This is a genomic window from Flavobacterium urumqiense, from assembly GCF_900108015.1.
Lineage (GTDB): Bacteria > Bacteroidota > Bacteroidia > Flavobacteriales > Flavobacteriaceae > Flavobacterium > Flavobacterium urumqiense.
The window spans coordinates 1-21,552 of record NZ_FNVP01000015.1; the positions used below are offsets into that span (position 1 = coordinate 1).

21 protein-coding genes are annotated in these 21,552 nt (G+C 34.4%); 7 read left to right on the plus strand and 14 right to left on the minus strand.

Annotated features, from left to right (window positions below; all coding sequences use genetic code 11):
• Positions 1 to 225: 225 nt before the first annotated feature.
• Positions 226 to 1,365: a lipoprotein N-acyltransferase Lnb domain-containing protein gene (locus C4S35_RS14120; RefSeq protein WP_104000800.1), complete on the minus strand. Its 1,140-nt coding sequence runs from the start codon at positions 1,363 to 1,365 to the stop codon at positions 226 to 228.
• A 901-nt stretch (positions 1,366 to 2,266) separates the two neighbouring features.
• On the minus strand, positions 2,267 to 3,337 hold the full coding sequence (locus C4S35_RS14125) for a PorV/PorQ family protein (protein ID WP_482788921.1): 1,071 nt from the start codon (positions 3,335 to 3,337) through the stop codon (positions 2,267 to 2,269).
• 378 nt (positions 3,338 to 3,715) lie between these two features.
• Between C4S35_RS14125 and C4S35_RS14130 the strand changes: the two genes are divergently transcribed.
• Positions 3,716 to 4,426: a CDP-alcohol phosphatidyltransferase family protein gene (locus tag C4S35_RS14130; protein WP_104000801.1), complete on the plus strand. Its 711-nt coding sequence runs from the start codon at positions 3,716 to 3,718 to the stop codon at positions 4,424 to 4,426.
• 8 nt (positions 4,427 to 4,434) lie between these two features.
• Positions 4,435 to 5,292 (plus strand): glycoside hydrolase family 25 protein, encoded by an 858-nt coding sequence (locus tag C4S35_RS14135; RefSeq protein WP_104000802.1) that lies wholly within the window; start codon positions 4,435 to 4,437, stop codon positions 5,290 to 5,292.
• Positions 5,293 to 5,917: 625 nt separating this feature from the next.
• On the opposite strand, the gene lptB is transcribed toward C4S35_RS14135, so the two are convergent.
• From lptB to C4S35_RS14155, 4 genes are all read right to left on the minus strand, one after another.
• Positions 5,918 to 6,658, minus strand: coding sequence for an LPS export ABC transporter ATP-binding protein (gene lptB / locus C4S35_RS14140; protein ID WP_104000803.1), 741 nt, complete (start codon positions 6,656 to 6,658; stop codon positions 5,918 to 5,920).
• Between the two features lie 92 nt (positions 6,659 to 6,750).
• Positions 6,751 to 7,104: a carboxymuconolactone decarboxylase family protein gene (locus C4S35_RS14145; protein WP_104000804.1), complete on the minus strand. Its 354-nt coding sequence runs from the start codon at positions 7,102 to 7,104 to the stop codon at positions 6,751 to 6,753.
• Positions 7,097 to 7,927, minus strand: coding sequence for a twin-arginine translocase subunit TatC (gene tatC, locus C4S35_RS14150; RefSeq protein WP_104000805.1), 831 nt, complete (start codon positions 7,925 to 7,927; stop codon positions 7,097 to 7,099). The genes C4S35_RS14145 and tatC overlap by 8 nt, the downstream gene beginning before the upstream one ends.
• Positions 7,927 to 8,892 carry a KpsF/GutQ family sugar-phosphate isomerase gene (locus C4S35_RS14155; RefSeq protein ID WP_167386526.1) on the minus strand — a complete coding sequence of 322 codons (966 nt, stop codon included), beginning with the start codon at positions 8,890 to 8,892 and terminating at the stop codon, positions 7,927 to 7,929. Before C4S35_RS14155 ends, tatC begins: the two co-directional genes overlap by 1 nt.
• Before the next feature lie 85 nt (positions 8,893 to 8,977).
• Between C4S35_RS14155 and recQ the strand changes: the two genes are divergently transcribed.
• Entirely contained in the window at positions 8,978 to 11,173 is a 2,196-nt protein-coding gene (recQ, locus tag C4S35_RS14160) for a DNA helicase RecQ (protein ID WP_104000806.1), read from the plus strand.
• A gap of 131 nt (positions 11,174 to 11,304) precedes the next feature.
• Here the strand turns inward: recQ and C4S35_RS14165 are convergent, their stop codons facing one another.
• The gene (locus C4S35_RS14165; protein ID WP_104000807.1) at positions 11,305 to 11,538 is read right to left on the minus strand and encodes a hypothetical protein; all 234 of its coding nucleotides are present in this window, start codon (positions 11,536 to 11,538) and stop codon (positions 11,305 to 11,307) included.
• 276 nt (positions 11,539 to 11,814) lie between these two features.
• Here C4S35_RS14165 and C4S35_RS14170 point away from each other — a divergent pair, with 276 nt between their 5' ends.
• On the plus strand, positions 11,815 to 13,377 hold the full coding sequence (locus C4S35_RS14170; protein ID WP_104000808.1) for an NAD(P)/FAD-dependent oxidoreductase: 1,563 nt from the start codon (positions 11,815 to 11,817) through the stop codon (positions 13,375 to 13,377).
• 145 nt (positions 13,378 to 13,522) lie between these two features.
• Here the strand turns inward: C4S35_RS14170 and C4S35_RS14175 are convergent, their stop codons facing one another.
• The 7 genes from C4S35_RS14175 to C4S35_RS16230 all read right to left on the minus strand — a co-directional run bounded on the left by C4S35_RS14175 (position 13,523) and on the right by C4S35_RS16230 (position 19,768).
• Positions 13,523 to 16,009 carry a PAS domain-containing hybrid sensor histidine kinase/response regulator gene (locus tag C4S35_RS14175; RefSeq protein WP_104000809.1) on the minus strand — a complete coding sequence of 829 codons (2,487 nt, stop codon included), beginning with the start codon at positions 16,007 to 16,009 and terminating at the stop codon, positions 13,523 to 13,525.
• A gap of 557 nt (positions 16,010 to 16,566) precedes the next feature.
• On the minus strand, positions 16,567 to 16,818 hold the full coding sequence (locus C4S35_RS14180; protein WP_104000810.1) for a hypothetical protein: 252 nt from the start codon (positions 16,816 to 16,818) through the stop codon (positions 16,567 to 16,569).
• A gap of 798 nt (positions 16,819 to 17,616) precedes the next feature.
• On the minus strand, positions 17,617 to 17,829 hold the full coding sequence (locus C4S35_RS14185; protein ID WP_104000811.1) for an SHOCT domain-containing protein: 213 nt from the start codon (positions 17,827 to 17,829) through the stop codon (positions 17,617 to 17,619).
• Positions 17,830 to 17,971: 142 nt separating this feature from the next.
• On the minus strand, positions 17,972 to 18,592 hold the full coding sequence (gene msrA / locus C4S35_RS14190) for a peptide-methionine (S)-S-oxide reductase MsrA (RefSeq protein ID WP_104000812.1): 621 nt from the start codon (positions 18,590 to 18,592) through the stop codon (positions 17,972 to 17,974).
• Between the two features lies 1 nt (position 18,593).
• Entirely contained in the window at positions 18,594 to 19,154 is a 561-nt protein-coding gene (gene msrB / locus C4S35_RS14195; protein ID WP_104000813.1) for a peptide-methionine (R)-S-oxide reductase MsrB, read from the minus strand.
• Positions 19,155 to 19,307: 153 nt separating this feature from the next.
• Positions 19,308 to 19,487 carry a GNAT family N-acetyltransferase gene (locus tag C4S35_RS16155; RefSeq protein ID WP_244175294.1) on the minus strand — a complete coding sequence of 60 codons (180 nt, stop codon included), beginning with the start codon at positions 19,485 to 19,487 and terminating at the stop codon, positions 19,308 to 19,310.
• Positions 19,488 to 19,639: 152 nt separating this feature from the next.
• Entirely contained in the window at positions 19,640 to 19,768 is a 129-nt protein-coding gene (locus C4S35_RS16230) for a hypothetical protein (RefSeq protein ID WP_279627802.1), read from the minus strand.
• 168 nt (positions 19,769 to 19,936) lie between these two features.
• Here C4S35_RS16230 and idi point away from each other — a divergent pair, with 168 nt between their 5' ends.
• The 3 genes from idi (at position 19,937) to C4S35_RS14215 (ending at position 21,403) form a co-directional block, all read left to right on the plus strand.
• Positions 19,937 to 20,464 carry an isopentenyl-diphosphate Delta-isomerase gene (idi, locus tag C4S35_RS14205; RefSeq protein ID WP_104000814.1) on the plus strand — a complete coding sequence of 176 codons (528 nt, stop codon included), beginning with the start codon at positions 19,937 to 19,939 and terminating at the stop codon, positions 20,462 to 20,464.
• Between the two features lie 73 nt (positions 20,465 to 20,537).
• Positions 20,538 to 20,948, plus strand: a complete 411-nt coding sequence (locus C4S35_RS14210) for a 6-pyruvoyl trahydropterin synthase family protein (protein ID WP_104000815.1) — start codon at positions 20,538 to 20,540, stop codon at positions 20,946 to 20,948.
• Entirely contained in the window at positions 20,948 to 21,403 is a 456-nt protein-coding gene (locus C4S35_RS14215; protein ID WP_104000816.1) for a peroxiredoxin, read from the plus strand. Before C4S35_RS14210 ends, C4S35_RS14215 begins: the two co-directional genes overlap by 1 nt.
• Positions 21,404 to 21,552: the final 149 nt, after the last annotated feature.

The following is a 21,552-nucleotide window of genomic DNA, read 5'->3' on the forward strand; positions in this document are numbered from 1 at the left end:
AAACACACCCCTAACCCCTCTCAAGAGGGGAATTGAGAAGTGGGATTACAAGTGTAAATAACTTTTGGTTTTTATGATATGTTTTAAAGAACAGATCTTTAGCTGAAAAACACACCCCTAACCCCTATAACTCCCGTTATTATTAATTTTGGAGTCGTTGAATCTTCGATTTGAAGAGGGGAATTGAGGAGTGGGATTACAGGTATATATCACTTTTGGTTTTGATTAAATGATGATTGGAATGCGTTTCCTATTTTGAATTGCCAGTCTCACTAATACTACACCGCTTGTAATAACAAGAGGCAATACAATCAATAAATGCGCTTTATTAATTAGGATGACCAGATAAATTGCTAACGATACAAGGTTGAATAAAGCCAGATTATAAAGCCACTTCTTATTTTTGGTCTGATAAAAATACAGCAAGGACAACAAGGTTGGATTGAACAACAATATGTTGTAATTGTATGCCAGTTCTTTATGAAACGAATAAAAACCTGCAAAGACGAAAAAGACACCTAATAAAGCCATGTTGGTAAGATAAAAAGCGGCTAGCGGTTTCTTGTTAATTCCGATAATACATCCAAGAAACAAAATATAGGTGTAAACATTATTCCACCAGGATGCCGAAACTTCTTTGCTAAACTCCAATATCGTTTTATTTCCCTTAGCCAACAGGTGATTTTTGTAGCGCACTTTTTTTAGACTCTTTTGTAATTCAAACGGCAGAAAGATCTGTGTTCCTAAGCCGTCTACTTTTTTTCCAAAAATGATACTGGTGCCTAATTTTTCATAAAAATGATTATCGAAATAAGGAAATAGGATAGTTCTGTACGTTATATCGGTATCTGTATTTTTTACAATTGCCGTGGTGTCTAATGTTTTATTGATCATATCGACCACCATAGAAGTACAGTTTTTATCGATAAATTTATACGTATAATGACTTTCTCCTGAAGCTAAAGAAGTATTCAAATTATCAAATAATTTTTGTTTTAGTGTGTAAGGAATGTCTAACTTTTGTTCGTAAACGGACCTTTTTTCGTACTGATAATCATTGATGAAATCAGTATAAGAATGCGCTACAGCAAAATATTGTAAATCTCCTTTTATGAATTTTAGAATAAAATTAGGTGTGTTAAAGTCGAAAGCGCCATAATTGTATACCACATCTACATTATTGAAAGGATCGCTGATTCGGATTGCTGTGTGTCCAAAAAGCGAATAAGATTCATTCCCCGTTCCACAAGTAATTACACTTACATTTGCTTCTTTGGATAAAAGAAGGTTTTGCCCGAAACTTAAATTTATCGTTAAATAAAAGAGTATGAAAAAGGAAATTTTCTTTATAGAAGATGGAGTCATTTGGGAATAGTATTAAATATGGCACGTATGGAAAAGATGGAACAAATTTACACGGATTTTTTAGTTCACCAAAAGTCAAGAGGAATTTTACTAATTGTTTTGTGTAAAGTTAATCCATAGGTTTTTTTTTTAAAACTAATAGAAACATATACTTTTTGGTTTCAAAGAAAATTTAGGCGTTTTACTTTTGATAGCGTAATTATTAAAAACAGTTCTCGATACATTTTTTGTTGCGTTTTATTTCATAAAAAAAAACACTATCATAAACGTTTTTTTGAAGTAAAAAATTATGACTTCCTAATTTTCTTTTTTGCTTGATCAAAAACGAAACAAAAAAATCAAGCCTTAATATTTTTATCCCAAAAATCATCGGACAAATTTCACTATCGCGACCCCGGCCGCTCGTGTTTCACACTCGACTCGGGGGTCACTCCCTTCGGCCTACGCTGAAATCCTTACCGTGATTTTTTGTTATAAAAATATAAGGGCGAGTAGAGGATAAGATGTTACTATTGCTATTTTTTATTTTAAACAATTTTTACTTTTTAGCTCACTTAACTTTATTATCATTAGTGCTCGCTTCGCTCGGTGTCTGAATCTTCGATTTGTCTTGATGAAAAAAGTAAAAAAAAATATTCATCGGATATTATTGTTTTTTGGTATTCATTAATTTTTTCTTTTCTCTTGATTACGTAAGAGTTAATAATTTATTGGAGTTCGTGAATCTTTGATTTCAAAAGAAACAAAAAATTAAGCCTCGAACTCTTTTTGAATAATTGGACTTAACGGATTAATATATATGAATTTTACTATTTTTGTAACTTATTCGCTATTTTTTTTCTTTTCTTAATTCTCTAATTTGCGATAGATTTTGCTGTTGTTTTTAAAACAGTATAACAAATTAGTTTCTAAAAAGGCTTAAATCTACTTTCACTGAAAAAATATTGGAGTATAAAGCGGCACTTTGATTCCCTAAATCAGTCAGGGCATAATCAACCTGAATGCCTTTGTATTTAAATCCCAGTCCAATATTAGGTTGAAATCCTATTTGTTCCCTATTGTCTAACTGTTGGATGTTTTGAAAATTTCCGACACCGGCACGCAAAAAGACCAAATCCGTATAGCCAAATTCAAATCCTATGGCTGGATCGATGCTTACGAAATCGGTCGAGATTATATCATTGGTTTTGGTGAACCGCATGTTCATATTGGCAGCAGCCAAAATGCTATAATCATAATGAATAATGAATTTTTTTGCAATTCCCAATTGCGCTTTTGGGGCAGTAATTTCTGTGCTTTGCGGTAATTCCTGATTTTTGTCCGGAATAGTATTGGCTATTTTTTTGTATTCTTCTTCATCAATGTTCCACACATTATAAGTTGTGGTAATGTCACGAAGCATCAAACCAAATTGCCAGTTATTTTTTTCGAATTGTATTCCTGCATCAAAACCAAATCCCCAAGAATTAGCAAATTTCCCTATAATTCTGCGGATTACTTTTGCGTTCACGCCGTATTGAAATCCGGGAACCGGCAATTTTCGGGCATAGGAAAACGTAAAACCATAATCGGCAGTAGAAAAAAGACTAATCCTATTGTAGTCAATATTGCCTTGGCTATCAATTAATTCTGTTGTATTTAAAATATCATCCACACCAAAACGAATTAAAGAAATTCCCCATGCGCTTCGGTCATCAATTGGGCTTCCGTAGGCCATATAATCGTATTGGGCAATATTAGCAAAATAATTAGCATGCATTAACGAAACTTGATTGTCCTCCAGATGGATTAAGCCCGCGGGATTCCAATATCCTGAATTGACATCATTGGTAGAAGCCACAACGGTATTTGACATACCTAATGAAGCAGCATCAACGCCAATATTCATAAACTCGTTGGAGTACTTTCTAACGGCCTGACTGTAATTAGCAGTGCCAACCAAAAGCAATAGAAATAAGAAAGCTTTTTTCAAATGGACTTTTTTTACAAACGGAAGGTCTGTTTAATTTTTATCAAAAATATAATTTTTTACTGAACTTATTTCTTCCTTTGACTAAATAAATTTATGAATGAAATAATACACATTTAAAAACGGGTCTCGATACATTTTGTTCCGTTTTACTCCACAAAATTCCGAAGTTTTAGAACGAAGTGATGTTTTGAATAATTACACCCAACGGGTTAGTAATATTAATAGTATTGTTATTATTTGAGAAACACCCCTTATCTAGTTTTAAACACTGAAAGGGTTATGCAAACCATTACCGTTAAAAATCTCTATTAGAAAAGGTGCTTTTCCTGCACTTATTATACTAAATTTACCAACTTTAGATCCCAAAACTTTATACCTATGAATATTAAAAAATACATTCCGAATTTAATTACATTACTCAATCTTTTTTGTGGCTGTGTAGCAATCGTTTTTGCCGCTAACCTGGATTTTGAAATGGCTTTTTATTTTGTTTGTCTTGGGATATTTTTAGATTTTTTTGATGGCTTTTTTGCCAGATTGTTCCAAGTATCTAGTCCGTTGGGATTGCAATTGGATTCTTTGGCCGATATGGTTACCAGTGGCGTAGTGCCCGGGTTTGTTATGTTTTTTTTGTTGTCAAGCAGTCAAAATGAGCTGTCCGCCAACCCTATAATTCCTTATCTTGGATTCATTGTTACGCTGGGTTCTTGTTATCGTTTGGCTAATTTTAATATCGATACACGTCAAACTGATTCTTTTATTGGTTTACCAACACCTGCCAACGCACTTTTTATTTTGAGTTTGCCTTTGGTTTTAAAATATTCAGATTCCCTATTCACGCTGGAAATTTTGACAAACCAGTTTGTTTTGCTTGCCATAACGGTATTAAGCGCTTATATTCTAAATGCGGAGATTCCGTTATTTTCACTAAAGCTTAAAAAGTTTAACTTTAAAGACAATGCCCTTCAAATTGTCTTTTTATCCCTTTCTCTATTGTTATTGGTTTTCTTCCAATATTTAGGAATTCCTTTGCTGATAATTCTTTATGTTTTGCTATCGGTAGTGAGTAATAAAATGGCAAAAAAGTAGTTTTTTGAATGAGAAAAAAAGTGATACGAAAAAGAACGGCGGTAGTTCGTAAACCCAAAAGGAAAGCTACAGCTTTTTCTGGAAAGTTTCTGCGCTATTCACTTGTTGCGGTTTTTGTCTTATTTCTTCTTGGCGTTGGTTATCATTATCGTAATGGGTTGGCTTATTATTTCAGTTTCAAATCAGATAAATCTTTAAAAGACAAAGCCAAACGTATTTCGGACGTTCGGAATTTTCAGGTTTTAGAAAATCATGAGGGGAAAAGTATCGGTTTAGACGTTTCTGAATACCAAGGGAATATCCGTTGGTCTTATGTAGATACTTTAGAAAAAAAATATCCTTTGGATTATGTGTTTATTCGTGCAACCGTAGGAAAGGACAGGAAAGATCGTCAGTTTAAGCGGAATTGGCTTGGCGCCAAAGAAAATAAATTGATTCGGGGTGCATATCATTATTACCGTCCTAACGAAAACTCCCTCGAGCAAGCGAAGCTTTTTATTCATACAGTTACGCTCCATAAAGGAGATCTACCGCCCATTTTAGATATTGAAAAACTACCTAAAAATCAATCGTTAGACAGCTTGAAAGTTGGTTTGAAACGATGGCTATTAACAGTGGAATCTCATTATAAAGTGAAGCCGATTATCTATACCGGTGAAAAATATTACAACGATTTTTTAAAAGAAGAATTCAGCGATTATCTCTTTTGGATTGCTAATTATAATTTTTACAGAGAAAAAATTGATGCCGATTGGCTGTTTTGGCAATTCACGGAGAAAGCTACTGTGCCCGGGATAAAAGGGAATGTGGATATTAATATTTATAATGGTGATTTGCAGCAGTTGCAGTTTATTACTGTTGAATAGTCTTCATTGATAAGATTTTAGTGTTCAGTGATCAGTGTTCAGTGTTCAGTGATCAGTATTCAGTGTTCAGGTTTTAGTGGTCAGTGTTCAGTGATCAGTGGTCAGTACTCAGTGATCAGTGATTAGTGTTCAGTGTTCAGTATTCAGTGATCAGTGATCAGGTTTTAGTGGTCAGTGTTCAGCGTTCAGATTTTAGTGGTCAGTGATCAGTGTTCAGTGGTCAGTGTTCAGTGGTCAGTGTTCAGTATTCAGTGTTCAGTGTTCAGTATTCAGTATTCAGTGATCAGTGTTCAGGTTTTAGTATTCAGTGATTACTGATCACTTTTTTTAGAACTGATCACTGACCATTTTTTTAGAACTGACCACTGATCACTGAACACTGAACACTTTTTTTTTAGAACTGACCACTGATCACTGAAAACTAATCACTTTTTTTAAAACTGATCACTGACCATTTTTTTTAGAACTGACCACTGAACACTGAACACTGAACACTTTTTTTAAAACTGATCACTGACCATTTTTTTTAGAACTGACCACTGACCACTGATCACTGATCACTTTTTTTACAACTGATCACTGAATACTGATCACTTTTTTTAGAACTGATCACTGAGTACTTCCTTTAAAACTCCAATTTCTTCTTTCTCAATTCGAAATTTTGTCCAAGATAAACACGACGTACCATTTCATCTTCGACCAATTCTTCCGGGATACCGGCTTTTAGAATTCCACCTTCAAACATTAAATAGGTTTTGTCTGTAATTGCTAATGTTTCTTGTACGTTGTGATCCGTAATAAGAATACCGATGTTTTTATTTTTCAGTTGGGCTACAATCCGTTGAATATCTTCTACAGCAACAGGGTCAACACCCGCAAAAGGTTCATCGAGTAAGATAAATTTTGGATCAGTGGCAAGACAACGGGCAATCTCGGTACGACGTCGCTCTCCACCCGAAAGTAAATCACCTCTATTGGTTCTGATGTGTTCCAGGCTAAACTCTTCAATTAAGCTTTCCATTTTGGCAACCTGCTCTTCTCTTGAAAGTTTGGTTAATTGTAAAACACTCAAAATATTATCTTCAATACTCAATTTTCTGAAAACCGATGCTTCTTGTGCCAGATAACCAATCCCCTGTTGGGCTCTCTTGTACATTGGATAATCGGTGATGTTCAAATCATCCAAGAATATGTTGCCTGAATTTGGTTTTACCAACCCAACAATCATATAGAAAGAAGTTGTTTTACCGGCACCATTAGGTCCTAAAAGACCCACGATTTCGCCTTGATTCACTTCCACCGAAATGCCTTTTACTACACTTCGACCTTTATAGGTTTTTACAAGATTTTCGGCTCTTAATTTCATATTCTTTGGTTTAATCGCTTAACTGTTTAATTCGTTAATCATTCAACTGTTTACTTGTGTCAAATAAATGAAACGATTGTATTTCTTAACAATTATTTCACTTCAGTTTTTTCCAGTGCTTCCCAAAATTCATAGGCTCTGCGCAAGTGAGGTACCACAATAGTTCCTCCAACAAGTGTAGCGATTCCCATAGCTTCCATCATTTCTTCTTTAGTTACGCCTTCTTTGAAACTGGTTTCTAAATGGTATTTGACACAGTCATCACAACGCAAAACTGCCGAAGCCACTAATCCCAGTAGTTCTTTGGTTTTTACGTCCAATGCTCCCGCTGCGTAAGCATTGGTATCCAAATTGAAAATTCTTTTCACAATTTTATTATTGTCGGCCAATAATTTCGCGTTCATTTTAGAACGGTACTCGTTGAATTCTTCTATAATATCAGTCATTTGCTTTTTTTTGATTACGTACTACTAGTTTTGAAATTAGAATGCTTAATTCGTAAATTAATAACATAGGGATTGCTACAATTGTTTGACTAACCACATCGGGTGGCGTAACAATCGCGGCAACAATAAGTATTATTATCACAGCGTATTTCCAGTATTTCCTCAAAAATACAGGAGTTACCAGACCTAATTTTGTTAAGAAATAAATAATTATTGGCATTTCAAAAAATATTCCACTTGCTAATACTGACGTTTTTACCATGCCTAAATAGGAATCCAAAGTAAATTGGTTTTTTACTATATCACTTACTGTGAATGTAGCCAAGAAATTGACTGACATTGGAATCACCACGTAATAGCCAAATAAAATCCCTAAAAAGAAAAGTAAAGAGGAAATGAATATAAATATTTTAGCATTTTTTCTTTCTTTTTCATACAATGCAGGACTGATAAATTTCCAGATTTCAAATAAAATATAAGGAAAACTTAGAATAAAACCAGCCAAAAGACACATCCAGACAAACATATTTACCTGACCTTCCATTTCCGTATTTTGAATGATAAACGGCATTTCAGTGATGCAAATACTATCTGCAAAACCGAGAGAATGTGATAGGTCACAAAAAAAAGTATAGGTTATAAAGGTGGGCCGTGTGGGTCCAAATATGACAATGTCAAAAAGGTAGTCACTGATAAAGTACGTTATACAAGCCATTATTATTACAGCCAATGTACTTCTAACCAGTAACCATCTTAATTCTTCGAGATGGTCCAAAAAAGACATTTCGTTTAAATTTTTTTTCTCTTTACTATTTTTTGCCATTATACTATCCCTTCTTTTAAAATGTCATGTAAGTGCAATACGCCTTTGTACTCGCCGTTGTCAACGACAACCAATTGTGTTATGGAAAAATCTTCAAGGATATTCAGGGCTTCAACAACCATTGCAGTTGATGAAATCAATTTTGGGTTTTTAGTCATGATATCTTTGGCAGTCAAATCCGCAAAAGAATCTCTGTCATTCAGCATTCTTCGAATGTCTCCATCGGTGATAATTCCGATTACGGTATTATCCTCGACAACAGCGGTTACACCAAGACGTTTTTCTGAAATTTCGAAAATTACTTTTTTGATAGGTGTTTCCGGACTTACCATTGGTTTCAAAGTATGTTCCAACATATCTTTGACACGCAGTAATAATTTTTTGCCCAGAGCACCTCCAGGGTGGTATACCGCAAAATCTTCTGGTTTAAAATCGCGCATCTCCATCAGACAAACCGCCAAGGCATCACCCATCACTAATTGTGCGGTAGTGCTATTTGTTGGTGCCAAATTGTTTGGACAAGCTTCGGAATCTACTGTGGTGTTCAAAACAAAATCAGAGCCTTTAGCCAGAAAAGAAGTCATGTTTCCTGTGATAGCAATTAACGTATTGCCAAAGCGCTTCAAAAGAGGAGTTAAAATTTTTATCTCCGGACTATTGCCACTTTTTGAAATACAGATTATAATATCTTCTTTTTGAACCATGCCTAAATCACCATGAATGGCTTCTGAGGCATGAAGGAATAGTGACGGTGTCCCGGTAGAATTGAATGTAGCTACCATTTTTTGAGCAATAATGGCACTTTTTCCTATTCCGGTAACTACCAATCTTCCTTTGGAATTATAGATGCTTTGTGTGGCGTTACTGAAGTTTTCATCAAGATAATCAGTGAGTTTCGCAATGGATTCACTTTCAGATATAATGGTTTTTTTGGCACTCGCCAAGATATTTTCTTTAGTTATCAAAACAGAATGTTTAAAATTTGTAAGTTTAAAAGAAATTTGTATCTTTATGTGTTGCAAATTTATACAAAATACCACATAATCAAGAATGAATTCAAACGAAATTGACATACACCAAGAATTAAAAAAATATTTTGGCTTTAGCCAATTTAAAGGACTACAAGAACAAGTTATAAATACGCTCCTGAATAAGGAGAACACCTTTGTGATTATGCCTACTGGAGGCGGAAAGTCACTCTGTTACCAATTACCAGCTTTGATTCAGGAAGGGACTGCTATTGTGGTTTCCCCTTTAATCGCTTTGATGAAAAATCAAGTGGATGCCATCCGGAGTTTATCTACTGAAAATGGTGTAGCCCACGTTTTAAACTCTTCACTTACTAAAACTGAGATTGCGCAAGTTAAGAAAGATATAACTTCCGGATTAACAAAATTGCTCTATGTTGCACCCGAATCCTTAACGAAAGAAGAGTATGTTGCTTTTCTTCAAACGGTTACTATTTCCTTTGTAGCTATTGATGAAGCCCATTGCATCTCAGAATGGGGTCACGATTTCAGACCGGAATACCGGAATCTGAAACACATCATTAAGCAACTGGGAGATGTCCCGATTATTGGCCTGACCGCCACGGCCACACCAAAAGTGCAGGAAGATATCCTGAAAAATTTAGATATGACTGATGCAACTACTTTTAAAGCATCCTTCAACAGACCTAATTTATATTACGAAGTACGTACTAAAACAAAAAATATTGAATCCGATATTATTCGTTTTATAAAACAGCACAAAGGCAAATCAGGAATTATTTACTGCTTGAGCCGCAAAAAAGTGGAGGCCATTGCCGAAGTTTTACAAGTAAACGGTATCAGTGCTGTTCCTTATCATGCCGGATTAGATGCAAAAACCCGTGCCAGACACCAAGACATGTTTCTTATGGAAGATGTTGATGTGGTGGTAGCAACCATCGCTTTTGGAATGGGAATTGACAAACCGGATGTTCGTTTTGTTATTCATCACGATATTCCTAAATCATTAGAAAGTTATTATCAGGAAACCGGTCGCGCCGGTCGCGATGGAGGCGAGGGTCATTGTCTTGCTTATTATTCGTATAAAGACGTAGAAAAATTAGAAAAATTCATGTCGGGTAAACCCGTTGCTGAACAGGAAATAGGATTCGCTTTATTGCAGGAAGTGGTAGCTTATGCCGAAACGTCTATGTCCAGGAGAAGATTTCTACTTCATTACTTCGGAGAAGAATTTGACGATGTAAATGGGGAAGGGGCTGATATGGATGACAATGTCAGAAACCCGAAGACAAAGGTGGAGGCCATAGATCAAGTGGTTCAACTATTGGAAGTAGTTAGGGATACTAAACATTTGTATAAATCGAAAGAAGTGGTATTTACATTGATTGGTCGTGTCAATGCCGTTATAAAAGCACATAGAACCGATACGCAATCTTTTTTTGGATGCGGTTCAGACCATGACGAGAAATATTGGATGGCCTTGCTGAGACAAGTTCTTGTGGCTGGATATTTATCCAAAGACATTGAAACGTACGGAATCGTTAAAATCACCAATAAAGGATTGAATTTTATAAAAAACCGTGAATCCTTCATGATGTCTGAAGACCATGAATACAATGAAACCGAAGACGAAGCCATTGTGACTGCAGCAAAATCTACGGGAGTTGCTGATGAAATATTGATGGGAATGTTACGGGATTTACGTAAAAAAGTAGCTAAGAAACTCGGAGTTCCTCCTTTTGTCGTTTTCCAAGATCCCTCCCTTGAGGACATGGCGTTGAAATATCCAATTTCACTGGACGAATTGATCAATATTCATGGTGTTGGGGAAGGAAAAGCAAAAAAATATGGTAAGGAATTCCTAGAATTAATAAGCCGTTACGTAGAAGATAATGATATTACGAGACCCGATGATTTAGTGGTTAAATCTACTGGGATCAATTCTGTCAATAAACTATATATCATTCAAAATATAGATCGAAAATTATCACTTGATGATATTGCTTCCGCAAAAGGGCTAAAGATGGACGATTTGATTAAAGAAATGGAACAAATTGTCTATTCCGGAACCAAGTTAAATATAAAATATTGGATTGATGATATGTTGGACGATGACCAACAGGAAGAAATTCATGACTATTTTATGGAATCCCTTTCCGATAATATCGAAGAAGCACTTAAAGAATTTGAAGGAGATTATGATCTTGACGAATTGCGTTTGATGCGAATAAAATTTATCAGCGAAGTGGCTAATTAGTTTTCAGTGATCAGTGATCAGTTTGTAGCGTTGAGTGATTAGTATTTATTGGTCAGTGTTAGATTTTAGTGATCAGTAGTCAGTGATCAGTAGTCAGCTTTAAGGAGATTTTGTGCTCTGATTACTGCCAACTAAAAAAGTTCTCCACGGTGCGGTTTTAAAGTATCCCGAACCTGAATCATGTTTTCGTCAGTCACTACCATAAAAGCGATGGCTTGCATTTCACCTTGAATTTCAAAACCCGTGATATTTACGTCGAGTTTTTCGATAGCGATATATTCTTTCAAATGAATTTCGTGGTGCTCCGCTGTTTTTGCAGAAGCGGGTCCGCGAAAATCCCATATTAATTTTATTTTTCTAGACATTTGTTTAGTGTTCAGTGTTCAGTGTTCAGTGATCAGCGATTTGTATTCAGTGATTTGTATTCAGTGTTTAGTGTTCAGTAATTTTCAGTATTCAGTTATCAGCGATTGACAGGCGCAAAGTTACAAAGTCTAATTTGAAAATGAGCTAATTTGAAAATTTGAAAATGGATTCTTCTTTCAATAAGAAGAAGTCGGTTCAAAATACTACTTTTGTAGTTGATTATTTGTTGCGCGTTGCAAAATAGCAAATACTCTAAAAATCGAACAATCTAAAAAATGCCTCAAGAACTTCTACTACAAGTATCACCAGAAATAGCTACAAACGAATTGTTGCTCAAAGATTATTTGTCTAAGCAAATTAAGGTTTCTCCAAAAGAAATCCAGCATATCTCTATTTTAAAACGTTCTATTGATGCGCGCCAAAAAGCCATAAAGATAAACTTGAAAGTAGCAATTTATCTAAATGGTGAAGCTTTTCAAGAGCATAAAATTCAGTTGCCACACTATCCAAATGTGACTAATGCTCAAGAAGTCATTGTTGTTGGTGCCGGACCAGCCGGACTTTTTGCCGCTTTGCAATTGATAGAATTGGGTTTGAAACCAATAGTTATTGAACGCGGAAAAGATGTACGCGGCCGTCGTCGTGATTTGAAAGCTATCAATGTAGATCATCTTGTAAACGAAGATTCTAATTATTGTTTTGGTGAAGGTGGTGCCGGAACGTATTCTGACGGAAAATTATACACACGTTCTAAAAAACGCGGCGATGTAACCCGAATTCTGGAGTTACTAGTCGCTTTTGGAGCTTCAGAAGATATTTTAATCGAAGCACATCCCCATATTGGTACCAACAAATTACCACAAATCATTCAAGACATCCGAGAGAAAATTATTGAATGCGGTGGACTCGTTTTGTTTGAAACCCGCTTAACCGATATTTTAGTAAAAAACAATGAAGTGCAAGGCATCGTCACTCAAAAAGGAGATACGATTCTTGCCAATAAAATAATATTGGCCACAGGACATTCTGCCCGTGATATATTTGAATTACTGGACCGGAAACAAATTTTTATCGAGGCCAAACCTTTTGCCTTGGGCGTGAGAGCCGAACATCCCCAATCTTTAATCGACAGTATTCAATACAGTTGCGACTACCGTGGAGAGCATTTGCCACCGGCACCTTATTCTATTGTGAAGCAGGTAAATGGTAGGGGGATGTATTCGTTTTGTATGTGTCCCGGTGGTGTGATTGCGCCTTGTGCCACCAGTCCGGGTGAAGTGGTGACAAACGGCTGGTCTCCATCAAAACGGGATCAGGCAACAGCCAATTCTGGTATTGTAATCGAATTAAAACTGGAGGATTTTAAACCATTTGCCAAATTTGGTGCTTTAGCCGGAATGGAATTCCAAAAAAGTATTGAACAAAAAGCGTGGCATTTAGCCGGAGAAACCCAAAAAGTTCCTGCGCAACGGATGATTGATTTTACCCAAAATAAGGTTTCCTCTGATATTCCTAAAACATCTTATGTTCCAGGAACCACTTCTGTGGAAATGGGAGCGGTTTTTCCTGGATTTTTAACCCAAATATTACGAGAAGGTTTTACAGAATTTGGGAAATCTATGAAGGGTTATTTAACTAATGAAGCCATACTTCATGCACCAGAAAGCAGAACATCCTCGCCAGTGCGCATTCCAAGAGATCCATTGACTTATGAGCACTTACAAATAAAAGGTTTGTATCCGTGTGGAGAAGGGGCAGGTTATGCAGGAGGAATTATTTCTGCAGCAATAGATGGGGAGAAGTGCGCCTTAATGATAAAAGATAGTATTGGGAAATAATTTTTTATCAATACTATCCATTTAATTTAAAAATAAGCAGCCGATACAGGCTGCTTTACTATTATCAATTATTATTATAACTATTTTAACCACATAGAAGCATAGTAAAAAGAAAGAGATCAATTAATATTTAGTTTCGCATTATTTAATTGAATTCTTTTAAGCTGGCAATTATTTTAGCGTGTAAAACTTTCTCATCTATAGGTTTAGATACATAATCATTCATTCCAGCTGCTATACATTTTTCTACATCTACGGAGGTAACATCTGCGGTGAGTGCAATAATGGGAATGTTAGAATTCATTATGTTGCGAATGTGTTTTGTCGCTTCGAAACCATTCATTATCGGCATTTGTAAATCCATTAGGATGATGTCGTACTTATTTTCCTGAAGATTTTCAATGGCAATTTTACCATTGTCGGCTATCGTCACGTCATAACCAAAATCGAGCAGTATTATTTTTATTAAAAGTTGATTCAACGCAATGTCTTCGACCACTAATACTTTTATATTTTCTGAACTGTTTTTTTCGAGTGGCGCCGGTTGAATCGGCTCTGGTATATCTATAGTTGTGATTTCGGGAACTGCATTTATTATTTTATCAAAACGCAAAATAAAACTAAAGGCTGATCCTTTCCCTTCTTCACTATTTACGTTGATTTTTCCTCCCTGCTTTTCTACTAATTGTTTAGCAATGGCAAGTCCAAGACCCGTTCCTCCATATGAGCTGCTAATGCCTGCTGTTGCCTGTTCAAAATTATTGAAGATGTCTGCTAGTTTATTTTTAGGAATTCCTATACCGGTGTCCGCAATCAGGAATTCGATGGTTGCTTTTTCATAATCTTCTTTCAATAGGTTTAAACGGATTGTTATTTTTCCTTTTGAGGTAAACTTCACAGCATTACTCATTAAATTTAAAATTATCTGACGCAATCGCATGGGATCACCTAATAAATTTAAAGGGATAGCTGGATCATATTGATTATGCAATTCTAATTTTTTTTCCTTCATTTTTGGTTCAAACAAATGAAGCATTGTAGCAACAGAATTGGATAAACTAAAAGGTATTTTCTCAAAAATCATCTTTCCGGCATCTACTTTAGCAATGTCCAAAATGTCATTAATTAAGACAATCAATGCATCTCCTGATTCTTTAATTGCATTAATGTATTCTCTTTGTGAATTGTCTAAACTAGTCTTTAAAACCACATTGGTAAATCCAATAATGGCATTCATAGGGGTCCTTATTTCATGACTCATGTTGGATAAAAATTCCTGTTTTGATCTTACAGCTTCCTCTGCAATTATTGTTTTTTGGTCCGCCAGTATTTTGGCTTCAATTAGTTCATTTTTGGCCATTACATGAGGGGTTACATCATAGGCAATTATGGTAACACCAGAAATACTTTCGTCAGCTTCGTGATACGGTTGGTAAACAAAATTAAAATACTCGTTCATTAATACTCCATTACGGAAAAGCGGCGCCAGAAGTTCATCTCCGTAAAAAGGAATTCCTGTAGTAAATACTTCATTTATTAATCCAGGGTATAAAAGGTCTTTGAGTTCCGGTAAAACATCCAGAAATTTTTTCCCTTCCACATCATTCCCTTTTCCCCATATTTCTTTGATACTTTCATTTGCAAGGGAGATTATCATATCTTTACCTTTTAATATTGCTATGGCAAATGGAGATTTCATCAACATCATGTTGTAGCGTTTTTCACTATCTTCAATTTTCTTCAGTGTCTCTTTTTCTGCTTTATGCTTTTCTTCTATTACTTTTTTTTCTTTTAACTGTAACTCAGATGCCAATATTCTGACCTCAGTAATATCTTTAATAGTTAAGAGAATTAATTCTTTGGATTGGTTTTTTTTAATGATTGGATTTGCATTCAGTATCATTATTTTTTCACCAATATTCGGAAATATGCATTTCACTTCTAAATCTTGAATGAGGACATCTTTAGAGAATACAACGTTTAATAATTCACATAATTCCGGAATGTTCCATTGACCATTTTGCAATTCAAACAAATGTTTTCCTTCCGTTTCTTCTTTAGAAAGTTGGTGCTTCTTATAAAACGAATTATTAGCAGATTGTACAACGAAATCTTTATTCAGTATGATCATGGATTCCTGAATACTATTAATTATGGAATTAGAATATTTATAGGTTTCCTTAAGAAGTTGATTATTCTTTTTTAATTTTTGGTTATTAATAATAAGCTTTTGATTTTCGGTTACATCATCGCCGTGCTGAATAATATATTTCACCTTACCGGCAGCATCTAATACTGGGGAATGGCTTAGCTGCCAATATCTTACTTCAAACCCTCCACCATCGGATTCTGGTTTCTTAATATCGTATCGTTGAACCGGCAAAGTGTCGGTTAACTTATTCTTTATCACATTATAAAAAGAAGCACGTACGTTTTCTTCTCCGTCAGCATTTTTCTCGTCAGGGTTGGTGGGAAATATTTCGAAAATATTGTGGCCTAAAATATTTTTCCGTTCTGTCATAGTTGCTTTCAAGAAAACTTCAGTAGCTGCAACAATATTAAAATTTAGATCTATAACAACTAATAGTGACGGAGAAAGATTAAATAAATCTTTAAAATCGTTTTCAAACATAAATATTCTATTTTATTTCGTTCTAAAAATCCATTTTAGTTCTGTGATACGTTGAAAAGATCACAAAAACTATTGGTTTCCTGCTGTATTGTTCAAATTTAAAAAAACTTGTAAAGTTGAGGAATTCAAAATTAAAATATTTGTTTTATTTCTAATTATTATTTGCATGATAAAACATAAAATGTAATCACTATTTGGTTATTTCTATGCAAAATGATGCCTGCGTTCTTGTCAACCTAATTTTATTCAATTATTTCAAGCATTTCCAAAATGAATATTCCGTAAAGTTGCATTTATTTTATCAAATAATAGTTGATTTTTAAAAGTAAATGTTGCTAAAACATTCTCAAGCTGGTTGCCTTCCTTTGGGTTTATTTCGCCCGAATCTCTTTCTTTTTTTAAATGTTGAATAATCGTTTGTTAGTCATGCCACTCTCTAAGCAACCCAGAAAGTGCATTCTTTTTGGGCAAGAGTTTATTTTTTTTAAGCTTCAGACTTTTTTGATTGAACAGATATTTTTTTAACCATTTCTGAAGGACATCCATTTATTTGTTTTTTAAAGCTTTTTTATGGAGTAATTTTTCAATTTCAGCTCTTTTTTTTGCATGTATCGATATGCTGTTTTTTTATTCGCTTTGGCCAGTACAGAAATGATTTTTAGGTATTTTTTTTGGAGTTTTTTAGCAAAAGACGGATCGATAATCAAAAAGAAATTACTTAACTCTTCCGTTAAGATCTTTTTTAAATCACTCCAGTATTGAATAATAAAATCATAGCTAAAATGCCCTTCAGATAAGGCTTCTTCCATTTAAAGTTCCCTTATTTTTCCGGCCTGAGAAAAAATAAGTTTAAAGGGTTTGATAGTCTTTTTTTGTTTAAAGTCTTTGCAACTAAATTTAACTAAATTAAATAATGCATGTAATTTTTTTATTTGTAATTGAAGAGTATGAAAAGTTTCACGAGTAAAAGACTCTTGCTGCTTTTCTAAGAGAACAGTAATGGTGCTTTCATCGTTTTATAAAATATTTGTCATGGTTTTAATTTAGAATAAAGAAAGGGGAAGTATCTTTTTTTTGAGAAAATGCAGGATTATTATTATTAAACGATTCTCGATACATTTTTTGTTCCTTTTTACTACATAAAATACCAATTCAGCTGGACGAACTGAAATTATGAATGTAAGCAATGGATTTATTATTAAGCTGTTGACTGTATTTTAATTTATTTTTAACCACATTGAAACATAGATTTTAAAAATTCGGAAGGCATTTCGCTTTATTCAAAAAAAATATAATTTAGCGACCCGAGAGCAAAGGTTGAAGTGGCGAAGCAACCCAAAAATTGGGCTATCCGATTCTTTTTTCTCTATGTTTCTATGTGGTTCGATTTTTTTAAAGATTAATTAAAATCTTTGTTGATTACACCTAATTGGTTATTATTATAATTAATTTTAAATAAAGAGTCCAATTTATAGGAGTACATGACATTTGAAAAACTATATTTTATATCTTCCTAAAAAAACAGATTGAAATAAATGGTATCAATTTTTAAACAAATAAGTTCGTTTAAAAATCTTTAAGCAGCTTGTTTTAGATGATAGTTTAGTTTAATTTTCCTTTAAGAATTTCTTTTTTTCGTCAAATTCTTCTTTCGTAATTTCTCCTTTGGCAAATCTTTTTTTTAGGATTTCCAATGGGTTTTCGGTTTTGGTTCGCTGACCGGGAAGATCATACGGAGTTGCGAATATCCATATTAGAATGATTATCCAAAATACCCACCAAAACATATGCATTCCCCAAAAGTGATGTCCGTAATGCATAATAAATTATTTAAATGGTTGAAAATCAATATAAATATACGAAATTTAAGTTGGGAAATTAATTTATTGTATTCAAATTTTGCAGTAGAAAGCTAAAAAAAACCGTCCCGATTTTTGTTTCGAGACGGTTTATTGTAAAATTCTATTTTTTCTTTTTCAATCGATCTTTAAATAGCTTTTCAAATTTTTCCATTTTGGGTTGAATAACCATCTGGCAATACGGCTGATTTTTATTGTTAGCGTAGTAATTCTGATGGTAGTCTTCCGCTTTGTAAAACTTAGTCAGCGGTTCTAAAGTTGTTACGATAGGGCTATCATACACTTTTGCTTTTTTCAAGGCATTGATAATCTTTTGAGCAGCCAATTTTTGCTCTTCATTTTTGTAGAAAATGGCAGAGCGGTATTGTGTCCCCACATCGGCGCCTTGACGGTTTAAAGTCGTTGGGTCATGAACGCTAAAGAAAACTTTGAAGATTTCGTCTAGACTCGTGGTATTTTTATCATATGTGATTTGCACTACTTCTGCAAATCCAGTTCTTCCGGTGGAAACATCCTCATAGCTGGGATTAGAAATTTTGCCACCTGCAAATCCTGATACCGCTGATTTCGCTCCGTTTAGGTTTTCATAAACGGCTTCCACACACCAGTAACATCCGCCAGCTAAAGTAATTGTATCAAAATTGGGTTGTTTTGCAGCTTTTGTAACGTTTTGTCCAAAGATACTAACCGATGTCAGTAAACAAATTAAAAATAAACTCTTCATATTATTTGGTATCAGGTATAAAGTCCAGCGCTATAGAATTCATGCAATATCTTTTTCCGGTTGGTGCAGGACCATCATCAAAAAGATGTCCTAAATGACCACCGCATCTGCCGCAAAGGGCTTCTGTTCTTTCCATCCCAAGAGTATTGTCGGTTTTGTAAATGACACTGTTTTTATTGTCTTGTTCAAAAAAACTTGGCCAACCGCAACTGCTAGCAAATTTGGCGCCGGAGCGAAATAATTTATTGCCACACGAGGCGCAGTAATAAGTTCCTTTTTCATCGATATTCCAATATTTTCCTGTGAAAGGTCTTTCGGTATCGGCATGTCGCATTACTTCATAAACATCTTCGGGTAAGACCTTTTTCCATTCGGCATCCGTAAGGTTAAGTTTTGTGGTATCTGTATTGGAGTAATACTGATTTCCGGGTTTTTTGATTGGAGTTTCCATACTAATAGCTTTTTTAGGATTGTTTTGTTTGTTTGTATTTTGCCCACAGGCAGTAAACATAAATAATGGGAGTAAGAATAGTACACTTAAAAAAAGGGTTGTTGTTTTCATACGTAGGTTTGTTTTTGATACTACAAATGTAAAGTGGTTTTTGACTACAATAAGTCGTCTGCTTTACAAAGTGATAGTGATTTAAGTAAGTTTTAACTATTGTCATATACGAAAAAAAATCACTTTTGGATTTCTAGTTAATAATAATTATCATTATGAACCGATTCGCATATTTATTAAGTGTTTTTTGAATCCGACTTTTTTATACACTTTAATTGCCGAAGCATTCTCGTTGTATACATTTAATAGATGTTCGAACATATTTTGCGAACGGCACCAGTCTTTTAGCGATTCTATGATTTTAGAATAAACACCTATCCCTCTGTAATTCAAATCGGTATATATAAATCTAAAGAAGCATGGGTTTAGTAATTCAAATAGGGCTTTGCGGTCTTTATTCGCGCATATCCGGAACCGATAATTATTTAGTCCGTTTCACCAACCAATACTTCACTACGAGAAGCCAAAATCATTTTCTCAATATCTTAATACTGAATTTTCTCTTCTTTTAAAGTAGGGTAGAAGAAACGTTCGGCTGCAGTAATTCCTTGTTCTAATGCAAGGAGTTTTTTTAAATCAGTACGCCGTGCTTTTCTTATAATTATTTTCTTCATTGTATTAATTGTCTTGGTTATCAAAAGTACAAAAGAATCTTTAAATTGGATTAAATTGCTTTTTATAAAGGTGATACCAAGACAACTCTGCTTCAACAATTCGAAAGAGAACGTTAAAGCGCCTTACAATAATTATATTTTTGTATTTTTGTAAGGCTAAAAATTCCTATGAAAGAAGAAAATGTAATATTAGTTAATGACAAAGATGAGCAGATTGGATTGATGCCAAAGCTTGAAGCACATGAAAAAGCCATTTTGCATCGAGCGTTTTCTGTTTTTGTTTTAAATAGTGAAAATGAAATCATGCTTCAACAACGAGCCAGTCAAAAATACCATTCTCCATTATTATGGACTAATACTTGCTGCAGTCACCAGCGCGAGGGAGAATCTAATATTGCTGCAGGAAGTCGTAGATTGTTTGAAGAAATGGGATTTAAAACGGAACTCAAAGAACTTTTTCATTTTATATACAAGGCACCTTTTGATAACGGTTTGACTGAACATGAACTTGATCATGTTATGATTGGTTATTATGATGATGAGCCAAAAATAAATCGGGAAGAAGTCGAAGATTGGAAATGGATGAAAATAGAAGATGTAAAAATTGAAATGGGAATTCAACCGCAATTATACACTGTTTGGTTCAAAATAATTTTTGATGAGTTTTATCATTTCCTTGAAGACCATAAATTATAATAGGGAAATTATTAAACTAAGATTTCTGAATACAGCAAATCTAATTTCTAATAGCTAAATCTACTTTAAAAAAATGAGAGTTACCATTTCACGAAAAGCCCATTTTAATGCGGCACATAGATTATATAGAAAAGACTGGACTTTCGAGCAAAACGATGCGATTTTTGGCAAATGCAACAATCCTAATTATCACGGACACAACTACGAATTGATTGTTAGTGTAACGGGGGAAATTGACCCAGAGACCGGATTTGTTATGGATGTGAAATTCCTTAGCGAAATTATTAAAGAAGAAGTGGAGAATCAGTTTGATCATAAAAATCTCAATATTGATGTTCCCGAATTTGAAAATTTAAATCCCACAGCTGAAAATATTGTAGTGGTAATTTGGAATAAAATCAGAAAAAAGATTGAACCACAATTCGACTTAGAAGTAATTCTGTATGAAACACCTCGTAATTTTGTAACCTATAAAGGAGAATAATGGAATTAAAAGTAGGAGATAAAATTCCAAATTTTAAAGCAAAAGACAGTAACGGTAACGATTTTGACAGTCAAACCCTAGTTGGTCTAAAACCTATTGTTGTTTATTTTTATCCAAAAGACAATACCCCAGGCTGCACTGCTCAGGCTTGCAGTTTTAGAGATCAATACGAAGATTTCAAGGACTTAGGTGCAGAAGTAATAGGGATCAGCGGCGATAGTGTTGCGTCACATCAAGAATTCACAAACCATTATAAACTGCCTTTTATTCTTTTGTCAGACCCTGATAAAAAAATAAGAAAGCTTTTTGGTGTTGCCACTCAACTGTTTGGCTTAGTTCCCGGAAGAGTGACCTATGTCGCCGATAAGAATGGAGTGATTCAAATGATTTTTGACAGTATGCTGGCCGCAAAACACATTCCGAAAGCATTGAAAACTATAAAAGAATTAGCATAAGAGAATGACAAGTAATTGTTTTGAGAATTAAATTTATTCCTATCCTAAATACCTTTCCACGAAGCTTTAGTGTCAATTATTCTTTTTAAACCGTAATTTGAAAACCAACAGATTTAAATGAATATTTATTTTGCAAATTTGTTAAACAG